The sequence below is a fragment of the Thauera sp. ZXT1-4 genome (genome assembly GCF_052598215.2).
In genome coordinates, this window is record NZ_JBQWSN020000050.1 from 1 (window position 1) to 9,157 (window position 9,157).

General features: G+C 61.4%; 11 protein-coding genes. 3 read left to right on the forward strand and 8 right to left on the reverse strand.

Annotation, left to right across the window (positions count from 1 at the left end; genetic code table 11):
- Positions 1-306: 306 nt before the first annotated feature.
- Positions 307-1,398, forward strand: a complete 1,092-nt coding sequence (locus ACUH78_RS18180) for an ISAs1 family transposase (RefSeq protein WP_445334330.1) — start codon at positions 307-309, stop codon at positions 1,396-1,398.
- Positions 1,399-1,615: 217 nt separating this feature from the next.
- Here the strand turns inward: ACUH78_RS18180 and ACUH78_RS18185 are convergent, their stop codons facing one another.
- Genes ACUH78_RS18185 through ACUH78_RS18200 form a run of 4 tightly spaced genes read right to left on the reverse strand, consistent with a single transcriptional unit; the run spans position 1,616 to position 2,858 of the window.
- The gene (locus tag ACUH78_RS18185) at positions 1,616-1,972 is read right to left on the reverse strand and encodes a cupin domain-containing protein (RefSeq protein WP_003465043.1); all 357 of its coding nucleotides are present in this window, start codon (positions 1,970-1,972) and stop codon (positions 1,616-1,618) included.
- A 47-nt stretch (positions 1,973-2,019) separates the two neighbouring features.
- The gene (locus ACUH78_RS18190; RefSeq protein ID WP_003154411.1) at positions 2,020-2,193 is read right to left on the reverse strand and encodes a hypothetical protein; all 174 of its coding nucleotides are present in this window, start codon (positions 2,191-2,193) and stop codon (positions 2,020-2,022) included.
- A 15-nt stretch (positions 2,194-2,208) separates the two neighbouring features.
- Positions 2,209-2,595: a HepT-like ribonuclease domain-containing protein gene (locus ACUH78_RS18195; protein WP_510497590.1), complete on the reverse strand. Its 387-nt coding sequence runs from the start codon at positions 2,593-2,595 to the stop codon at positions 2,209-2,211.
- Entirely contained in the window at positions 2,592-2,858 is a 267-nt protein-coding gene (locus ACUH78_RS18200; protein WP_016487057.1) for a nucleotidyltransferase family protein, read from the reverse strand. Before ACUH78_RS18200 ends, ACUH78_RS18195 begins: the two co-directional genes overlap by 4 nt.
- 468 nt (positions 2,859-3,326) lie before the next feature.
- On the opposite strand from ACUH78_RS18200, the gene ACUH78_RS18205 reads away from it, so the two are divergent.
- Positions 3,327-3,860 (forward strand): TetR/AcrR family transcriptional regulator, encoded by a 534-nt coding sequence (locus ACUH78_RS18205; RefSeq protein WP_213705023.1) that lies wholly within the window; start codon positions 3,327-3,329, stop codon positions 3,858-3,860.
- Positions 3,861-4,193, forward strand: coding sequence for an SMR family transporter (locus tag ACUH78_RS18210; protein WP_213705022.1), 333 nt, complete (start codon positions 3,861-3,863; stop codon positions 4,191-4,193).
- Positions 4,194-4,378: 185 nt separating this feature from the next.
- On the opposite strand, the gene ACUH78_RS18215 is transcribed toward ACUH78_RS18210, so the two are convergent.
- The 4 genes from ACUH78_RS18215 to ACUH78_RS18230 form a co-directional block, all read right to left on the reverse strand.
- Complete coding sequence (locus tag ACUH78_RS18215; protein ID WP_213705021.1) at positions 4,379-5,002, reverse strand: recombinase family protein; 624 nt, start codon at positions 5,000-5,002, stop codon at positions 4,379-4,381.
- A gap of 117 nt (positions 5,003-5,119) precedes the next feature.
- Positions 5,120-6,277 (reverse strand): TniQ family protein, encoded by a 1,158-nt coding sequence (locus tag ACUH78_RS18220; RefSeq protein ID WP_445334329.1) that lies wholly within the window; start codon positions 6,275-6,277, stop codon positions 5,120-5,122.
- Positions 6,274-7,191, reverse strand: a complete 918-nt coding sequence (locus ACUH78_RS18225; RefSeq protein ID WP_445334328.1) for a TniB family NTP-binding protein — start codon at positions 7,189-7,191, stop codon at positions 6,274-6,276. Before ACUH78_RS18225 ends, ACUH78_RS18220 begins: the two co-directional genes overlap by 4 nt.
- A complete protein-coding gene (locus ACUH78_RS18230; RefSeq protein ID WP_445334327.1) occupies positions 7,185-8,900 on the reverse strand; it encodes a TnsB C-terminal domain-containing protein in 1,716 nt (571 codons plus the stop codon). The genes ACUH78_RS18225 and ACUH78_RS18230 overlap by 7 nt, the downstream gene beginning before the upstream one ends.
- Positions 8,901-9,157: the final 257 nt, after the last annotated feature.

Consider the following 9,157-nt stretch of genomic DNA (forward strand, 5'->3'; position numbering starts at 1 on the left):
TGGCGCAAGGGGCTGACGGGACGAGTCGGGGTATCCATGGCTTGCTCCTGTCGAAAATGAGGCCGATTGCCTCATCTCCCAACATGGCAGGCCTGCTGCCGATGGAAACCACGAACTTCGATGCTCGTCACGAGCGGTTCAGCACACCCCCAGGGCCATCGCACTCGAATGACATGGCCTTTTTGAGATTTTCCAAGAAAGTCGTTCACGTTCAATAGGTTATGCAGCCATCTTGTGAACCCTCTCGAAAACGCGTCTACTCTCGTCATTTGGGCGATGGAAATGCGCGGAGCGGGAGTCAGTCTGATGGAGAAACTCAGTGAGCTTGAAGATCCTCGCCAGCCGAGTAACGGCACCCGCCACGACTTCCGGGAGATCCTGGTGATCGCGGTGTGCGCCATGCTCTCGGACGCCGACAGCTTCGAGGACATCGCGCTGTGGGGTCGGCTCAAGGCCGACTGGCTGCGGCGCTTTCTCGTGCTCCAGAACGGCATCCCTTCGCAGGACACGTTTCTGCGTGTGTTCCGGGTGCTCGACCCGAAGCAGTTCGAAGCGGTCTTCCGGCGTTGGGTGGGCGGGATCGTTGGCGCACTCGATGGCGTGGTGGCCGTCGACGGCAAAACGCTGCGCCGCTCGGCCGATGGCGATGCGCCGCCGGTGCATATGGTCAGCGCGTTCTCGACCGAGTTGGGACTGGTGCTCGGCCAAGAGAAGGTGGCGGGCAAGAGCAACGAGATCGCCGCCATCCCGGAACTGCTGGAAGCCTTGCACATCAAGGGCTTGCTCGTGAGCATCGACGCCATGGGCTGCCAGCGCGAGATCGCTGCCAAGATCGTGGAGAAGGGAGGCGACTACCTGCTCGCGGTCAAGGGCAACCAGCCTACGCTGCATCAGCAGGTGCGCGACCTGATCAGTGATGCGCAGGCCGCCAACGACGACTTCAAGCACATCGACAAGTCCCATGGCAGGACGGTGATGCAGCTCAGTTGGGTCGCCGCCAGCGGCAAGGAGATCGACCCCGAGCTGTGGCCTGGTTGCAAGACTGTCGGCTGCGTCGTCTCGCAACGCGTGGCCGGCGACAAGGTGGCCGAACTCGAGGAGCGCTACTACATCAGCTCGCGCAAACTCACCCCCGAAGAACTGGCCAAGACCGTTCGTGCGCACTGGGCCATCGAGAATCGACTTCACTGGATGCTCGACGTCTGCTTCGGCGAGGACGACTGCATGATCCGCAAGGACAACGCACCGCAGAATCTCTCGCTGCTCAAGAAGATCGTGCTGAACCTGATTCGTGCAGACAAGACCGACACCGCCAAAACGAGCCTGCGACTCAAGCGCAAGCGGGCGGCTTGGGATGACGATATCCGTATGAAAATGCTGGGAATTCATCCGTTATAACGTTCGAGTGCGATGGCCCTGAGCACACCCCTACCGCGCGAGCGGTTTAGTCCTATGGATGGTGTTCAGTCTCATGCCGACCCCATTCGATTGATCGCGTCGCTTGCGGCACGCTGCGACGCAAGGAGGTTTGCGACCTGGTTTAGCAGCCGTGTCCGCTGCATGTCTGTTACCTATCTCCCCGACCGCTCATTGGACCAACTCCAGAGATTGGGCTCTATCGCTCAGCCAATACGAAACCGGCATTGGCTGATGCCACAACCGAGACGAACACAAATGGCTCGGTACCTGTATTTCGCGCCCCGTGCACTTGGCCCGGTCTTGCCACGGCTATCTCACCTTCCCTGAGGGCACGAACAATCCCATTGCCCTGAAAGTAATCAGCCATTCCCGACAAAACAGTCCACGTGTCTTGGCCGTGAGGATGAATGTGAGCCGCAATTTCCTGCCCGGGATGGACATGCCAAACCACGATAATTGAGTCTCGGGTTTCAAGCACAACGGAACGAATAGGCTCGCCTTCGGACGGCTGAACATACTCGGCTACAGAAAATATTCTCGATTCAACAGTCATCGGAGATCCCTCTTTCACAGTGCCCCCAGACAGGCTGGATATGAGTTCTAACTCGAATTTGAACGGGAGGCTGGTCGTGCGGTCGTGCAGTTGCCGATGAGCGTGTCGGCTGCTGCCTCCTTGCCCACCAGCGAACTCACGTCCGTTGCGGCCATCCAGAAGGTCTTGCCCGAGCGCGGCTCATAGGTCGCGGGATCGAACACGCCAGAGGGGCCGAACATCGGCGGCTTGATTGGTCATGGCTCCATGCCTTTGTCGTTACGGTCTTCATCGTCGTCATCCTGACGCACAGCAGGCAGTTGCTTGAGCAACGCCGGCAGCCATTCCTGCACCGTCTCCCACACCACATCGAGGTTGATGTCGAAATAGCCGTGGGCCATGCGGTTACGCATGTTGCGCATGCTGCGCCACGGCACGTCGGCATGCGCCTGGGTGAACTCGGCATAACCGTCCATCACCTTCGTGGCGGCTTCGCCGATGATGATGAGGCTCATGATGACGGCTTGTTGGGTGCGCTTGTCGGCCAAGAAGTCATCCTTGGCCATCCCTTCCACGAAGCTGCGCGCATCGGTTGCGGCCTGCTGAATGTGGTCGAGGTAATCGGGCAGGCGGTTCTCGCTCATATCGGTTGCGCCTCCGCGAGCACCTTGGCCCGGAACTTCGGCGGCAGGTCGCCGGGAGTCAGCAGATCGACGTCAACGCCGAGCAGCGATTTCAGTTCTTCTTCCAAATCGCCCAAGTCCAACAACGTGGCACCGGGCAGCGCATCGACCAACAGGTCGAGGTCGCTGCCATCCCGGTCGGTGCCATGCAGCACCGAGCCGAAGACGCGCGGGTTCGCGGCGCGAAAGCGGCCTACCGCTTCACGCACTGCGCTTCGCTTCATGTCAAGCACAACAGACGGTCGCATGGGCATTCTTTCTTATCGAAACTCGTTTAGATGGTATGCAATCAAGAATATAGTTTCAAGAACTATTTTCGAGAATCGCAATGCCTTGATTCCCGTGCCGCGTGTCGTTTTCAGAAGACGGCTGCACCGAACGTCAGAAGCCAGCTGCACTACAGCAGCGGATGAGGGGGATCCATCAGGCAACAACGGGGCGGCGGCCGAGAACTGGCAACCGAAGGGGCTCAGCGAGCGCCCCTCGTTTTTCGGCACGCCCACCAGTTGTCATAATGCGACGAGCGCTTATTCAGCCTCTGTTCCGTGTCAGCAGTGTCTAGGCATACCGGCGCTGTTTAGGGCATGGGGGAGCGGGCATTGGACTCCTCCCGTCGCCCCCCAAGTGCAATTACCTCATCGAAACATGAGGCCAACCTTGAAACATTACGATCGTAATGTTATGGTTTAACGATGTTAAAAAACGTACATCGGCCAAAGCGGCCAGAACTCGTAAAAGCACTGCTACTTGAGGCCGGCGCACAGCTGCTGGCAAGCGGTGACCAACTTTCAATTGGCGCTGTTGCCGATCTGGCCGGTGTGACGAAGGGCGCTGTGCAGCACCACTTTCCTACGCGCGAGGCGCTGGTGATCGCGCTCTACGAGCATTTGGCCGCAACGTTTCAAGCCGCAGTCGCGGACGACGATTCCGGAGCCTCAGCCGCCTGGCGCTACGCGCGTCCCGTGCTTGCTGCGCAGGACGACCAGCCATCAGACCATGGCAAGGCTTTGCTAGCCACATGCGTGGTTGAGCGGGCCGTCGCATCGAAATGGGCCGCATGGGTACAGGCTGAACGTGCCCAGGACGGGCCGAATATCAATAAGTTGCTGGCCCGCCTTGCCGTCGATGGGCTGTGGCTTTCCGAAGTGCTCGGCATCTACGACTTATCACCAGTCGAACGCGAGGCACTGACGCAGGCGATCCACCAACTTGCAGAAGGCGTTTAAATGTCCCCGTATTTGACGCTATCCATTTCCATCGTGGCTGAAGTTATAGCGACCACCGCGCTGAAGTCATCCGATGGATTTACCCGGCTGTGGCCGAGCGTCGTCGTCATCGCCGGCTACGCAGTCGCGTTCTACTTCCTGTCGCTCACGCTCAAGTCCATTCCGACCGGCACCGTTTACGCCATCTGGGCAGGCGCCGGAATCGCTCTCGTCACACTGCTGGGATGGGTTGTCCACAAGCAACCCTTGGATTTCCCTGCGATCCTCGGTCTTGCCCTGATCGTGTCCGGTGTTGTGGTCATCAACGCATTCTCGAATAGCAGCGGCCACTGACCGAAGGTAGCGCTATTGCTAGGGAACACAGACGCTGAACAATCACGTTACGCCGTGTCTTCGCAGACCTCGATACGCTGCGGCGACGCCAGGTTTCAGCCTCTACGCTCCGTGTTTTAGACTCCGCCCCCTTGTGACAACTTCGGCAGCGTAGCCCACAGGGCTGGAATCTCGGGCGACTCCATTTATGCGGCTGAACCGCGGGATAACAGCTTTATACCGTCTGGTCGCAGTTCGCCCTTGGGCGACACATGCCGGTAGAGTGTCTGCCGGGAAATACCAAGCTCTTCGCAAAGATCGCTTACCTTGGTTTCCGGCTGCCCCATGCTAGCCATCGCCAGGCGTAACTTGGCGGCGGTCATCTTGAACGGCCGGCCACCTTTCCTGCCGCGTGCCCGCGCCGAGGCCAAGCCAGCGATCGTGCGCTCTGCAATCAGCTCGCGCTCGAATTCAGCGAGTGCGGCAAAGATGCCGAAGACCAGCTTTCCGGCGGCAGTCGTGGTGTCGATGGCTGCGCCGTGGCCGGTCAGCACCTTGAGGCCGACACCACGTCCGGTCAGATCGTGCACGGTGTTGATCAGGTGGCGCAGGTCTCGACCGAGCCGATCCAGTTTCCACACCACCAAGGTGTCCCCAAACCGCAACGCTTTCAGGCAGGCCGCCAGGCCAGGGCGATCCTCGCGCTTGCCCGACGCCTGGTCTTCGTAAAGATGGGCTGGATCAACACCGGCCGCGATCAGCGCGTCGCGCTGCAAGTCAGTGGCCTGGGATCCGTCTGCCTTCGATACCCGCATGTAGCCAATCAGCATGCTCCACCTGTCACATATACGTTCGATTATGTGACAGTGTGAGTCTGAAAGCTCTAGTCGTCAAAAATTGTCACTTAACCCGTCATTTAGTCTAAGGCCTGCAAACGGCCTTTAGGGTTAGTAATGTGACAAAAATTCTGGCGGGATACCCTCCTTGGCAAACGTGTCGCGCAAACGCTCCAAGGATTCAGGGTCGCGTCGCCCGCAGGATGCCAGAGCGAACAGCGAGCGGGCCGTCTCCGGGTTGTACCGTGCTTCAATGATGGCCTCTTCGATGGCCTGGGCTGCTCGTTGCCAGTAGTTGACGGGTTCCGGCTTCGACATCTTCACCGGCAGGCCGCTGGTGAAACCAGCGTGCGGCTCCATCTGAAACAGAACGGCCTGTTCCCCGCGCGGGTTCAGCGCCTTCGACTCGATCAGTGTGATGGCAGTGGCAGCCGCTTCCAGCATCTGCAACTGCACCGCAGGGGCCAAAATCTCGAAAGGACGCCACAGGCTCTGCCCGGCGCGCAGCGGATGGCCGCAATGCTCCCAGACTTGGCGAATGCTGCCCGCGCTGCTGCTATAACAGTGCGAGAGAGGTGTGTTCAGCTCATCGAGCAGGGTGCGCAGCAGCCGGAACCACAGCCCAGCATGGATTCGTCGGCGCGGCAGCTCCACAAAGCCGGTCGTAAGGGCCTGCCAGGTACGCCGATCCATGCAGGCAATCGCCTCATTGGTGGGATGTGGAGCAGCATCGGCCCTCTCCCACTGGAGATACCGGCCAGGCAGACCCCAATAGGACGCCAGCCAGCAGCCATGCTGCGGGCAACTGAGCATCAAGGGGAGTTGCCAGACGAGCAACATGGCCTGGTTGGTCGTATCGTTCAGACACAGCGGACATGCCCGGCGAATCGGCTGACTCGGCAGCCACGCACGCCAGCGGGTGATGGATCGCGCCTTGCGCTTGGGCAGCAGCACCGAGCATTGAAACGCGTAGGTTTCCAGGGCCGCAGGCACCGAATCGTCGAGGCTGTCCAGCAGCCACGGCACCCAGCCGGCTAGGCTCATCCTGCGCAATCGCTCGAACTCAACGCCGCTGCGCTGGGCAAGCACCGTCAACAGCGACGGAGGAGGCGCGGTGTCCAGCTCATCGAGTTGGCAGTGACCAAGATCGTGTACCAGCAGCTCGTGCACATCCATCTGGTAGCAGGCGGCGACCCGGTTGAGCCAGGAGGACAGCGCCTCGCCTTCTTTCGGATCCGGATGCAGCGGCCAGCGCGACGCAGGCTTCACATCAGTTCCCGCTCGAACTGTCGGCGCCGCTCACTGGGGCCAGCGTAGTCGGCCATGCTCAGCGTGCGATGGTTGATCGCCTCCTCGCCGCTCTCCACGGCGGTCACGGCCGCGGCCATCAGCAGGTGCGCCAACTCCCCAATGGTGCCTTCGCTGCGGGTGAGCAGGTAGCGGGCCATGTCCAGCGTGGCAATCGGCGAGGGCCGCCGCAGCGGGAGCGACGCAGCGAAGCTGGCCAGCAGCGAGCAGCAATCTTCATTGACCTCCCACGGTGGAAGCAGCATTGGCTCGAAGCGGTTTTCCAGTTGATCGTCCGAGCGGATGGCGAGATACGCCTCGCGCGTGCCAACACCGACCAGCGGGATACGCAGCTCGTTGCCGAGAAAGCGCAGCAGGTTGAGGAATTCCCGCCGGTTGACGCTGTTGCCTGCCAGGACGTTGTGCAGTTCGTCGATCACCAACATGCGCACGCCAACCTTGCGTAGTAGGGCCAGTGCCAGTTGCTCCATTTCCGGCAACCGTGGGCGTGGGCGAAGCGGTGCACCCATCGCGGCCAGCAGCGAGACATAGAAGCGGATCGCCGAGGGCTCGGATGGCATCTGCACCACCAGCACGGGTATGTGCTCCTGGTCCGTGTCGGTGCTGGCCGGGTGTGTCCGCCGGAATTTCTCGACGATCATCGACTTGCCGTTGTTGGTCGGGCCGATCAGCAGCAGGTTCGGCATGCGTTGCTTGTTCGGCCAGGCATACAAGGCTTCCAGCCGGGTCAACGCCTCGACCGCGCGTGGATAGCCGATCCAGCGGTCGGCGCGAAGGCGCTGAATTCGCTCGCTGGCCGGCAGCCTTGCCAATCCCTGCGCTGCCGGCAGCAGGTGAGATAGGTCGATGCGGGGATATTCGTCCACGGCTACCACTCCTCGATCTGCTCGAACGGTTTGGCTGGCGGCAGGTTGCCGATCTGCGAGTCGGCGCTGTCCGCGTCCGGCGGTGTGGGCTTGACGGGCGGAGCCGACGGCTTGAGGTGCTGGCGTCGATCCGCATCACGCCGGGCCTTGCGCGTGGCCTTCTGCGCGGTAGTCACGATCTCGCGCATCTGGCCGATCATGCGGAACAGCGCCGACTCATCTACCTGCTCGCGCCCGAGCTGCCGTAGCCGTGCCAGCGCCTGGCGCTGCTCCCAGAGCGTGACGGCCGGATGGGACAGGGTGCGGTACGGGATTTCCAGGTAGTGTTGTCCCTCCGGCTCCAGCACCCAGATACGACTGATGTCGCGGGGATCGCGCCGGATCAGGAACGCGGACAGGCGATCGCGCCGGGCAATCCACGGCTTGAGCGCGTCAGCGTAGTAGTGGATGTGGTCGATGACGAAGCCGGTGCGGGTCAGCGTGCGACGGATGACCGGCAGGAAATCAACCAGAAACGCGGTGGGCCGCGTGACCACAGGAGGCACGCCGATTCGCGCCACGGCCTCGGCCCAGCGCGCGGCCGGCGGCTGGAACAGGCCGTTGTGCACCGAGCCGTGATAGGTGCCCACGGCCAGAGTGAGCCAGCACTCCAGCTCGCGCAGGGTCAGGGCGGCCATCTTTTCGGCGTCGTACTCACCGCGCTGGCCGGGATTGGAGAAGGTCGTGCCCGGTAGGTTGTCATGGATCATCTGCATCGCCGTGCCGATGATGCGCTCCACGATGCCTCCGTAGTGCGGCTGGCCGGGTGGCCGGTAGTCCAGGCGGATGCCATGCTGCTCGCAGCCCCGGCGCAGCGCCTCGCTCTTAAACTCGGCCGCGTTGTCCAGGTAGAGCAGCCTGGGCTTGCCACCCATCGGCCAGTTCACCTCTACATCCAGCCCCTCCAGCCAGGGACGCTTGTCGCAGGCGACGTGTGCCAGGCACAGGCCGACCGAGACGGCGGACGGTGCTTCGAGCGTGACCACCATGCCGAGCACGCAGCGGGTGAATGCGTCGATGGCCAGCGTGAGGTAGGGACGGCCAATCGGCTGCCGGTCGCGCGCGTCCACCACGATCAGGTCGATGACCGTGTGGTCGATCTGCACTTGCTCCAGTGGCTCAGAGACTGTCGGCGGGACGCCGCCAGCACCTTGCAGTTCGCGGGAGGCATCCTGACCTTCCCGGCGGCGAACGGCCTTGATCTGATCAAGGCTGGCGATCCGCAAGGCCACGGTATTTCGTGCCGGCACCCGCAGTTTCTGTGCCTTGCAGGCTTGAGCGACTTCACGATGGAAGGCCGCAATGCTGCGCTTCTGCTTGGTCAGGAAACGCTTTTGTATCAGCTCACGGATGATGCGCTCGACCGATTCAGGCAAGCGGCCCTTGCCTTTACCACCACGCGACTGTCCAGGTGCCAAGTCATTGACTAGCCCCACGCCTTGCCGGGCGCGGCGGATCAGGATGTACACCTGCCGCCGGGACAGGCCCAGTGCCTGAGCTGCCGCGTCGGCCGCTTCATGCCCGACCGTCTCCGACTCTGCCAACGGCCTGATGATCTCCGCACGACGGCACGCACGCTCCCATGCCTGTTCTGAAAGGGTGGCCACGCCGTGCTCGGCAATCCGAGGGGTGTCGGTCGCCATGCTCACCTCGCTTTGGTGCATACGAGTAGTGAACATAGACGAGTTTCGTGCGGGGGAGTCCTGATATTGGGCTGTCAGGAGCCGGATGCACAGCAGGTATCAAACTGCGTTGATTGGTGCAGTTGTCTCCTGAAAATGACAATCACGCCTTTTTATGCCATTCAGATGATCGAACCGATATGCTTGGGTCTGATGCCTCCGGTAACAGGGATGGTCGGACTCTACGGCCGAGAAATTATGTTGGCAACAAATAGAACTGTCCGGTGTTGTAGCAAATGAATTGTCCGCTCGGT

What these genes read in the sequence shown, in the direction of transcription:
- ACUH78_RS18210 (WP_213705022.1), top strand. Translation starts at nt 3,861, where the DNA reads ATGTCCCCGTATTTGACGCTATCCATTTCCATCGTGGCTGAAGTTATA.
- ACUH78_RS18195 (WP_510497590.1), bottom strand. Translation starts at nt 2,595, where the DNA reads ATGAGCGAGAACCGCCTGCCCGATTACCTCGACCACATTCAGCAGGCC.
- ACUH78_RS18215 (WP_213705021.1), bottom strand. Translation starts at nt 5,002, where the DNA reads ATGCTGATTGGCTACATGCGGGTATCGAAGGCAGACGGATCCCAGGCC.
- ACUH78_RS18190 (WP_003154411.1), bottom strand. Translation starts at nt 2,193, where the DNA reads ATGTTCGGCCCCTCTGGCGTGTTCGATCCCGCGACCTATGAGCCGCGC.
- ACUH78_RS18185 (WP_003465043.1), bottom strand. Translation starts at nt 1,972, where the DNA reads ATGACTGTTGAATCGAGAATATTTTCTGTAGCCGAGTATGTTCAGCCG.
- ACUH78_RS18230 (WP_445334327.1), bottom strand. Translation starts at nt 8,900, where the DNA reads ATGTTCACTACTCGTATGCACCAAAGCGAGGTGAGCATGGCGACCGAC.
- ACUH78_RS18200 (WP_016487057.1), bottom strand. Translation starts at nt 2,858, where the DNA reads ATGAAGCGAAGCGCAGTGCGTGAAGCGGTAGGCCGCTTTCGCGCCGCG.
- ACUH78_RS18180 (WP_445334330.1), top strand. Translation starts at nt 307, where the DNA reads ATGGAGAAACTCAGTGAGCTTGAAGATCCTCGCCAGCCGAGTAACGGC.
- ACUH78_RS18205 (WP_213705023.1), top strand. Translation starts at nt 3,327, where the DNA reads ATGTTAAAAAACGTACATCGGCCAAAGCGGCCAGAACTCGTAAAAGCA.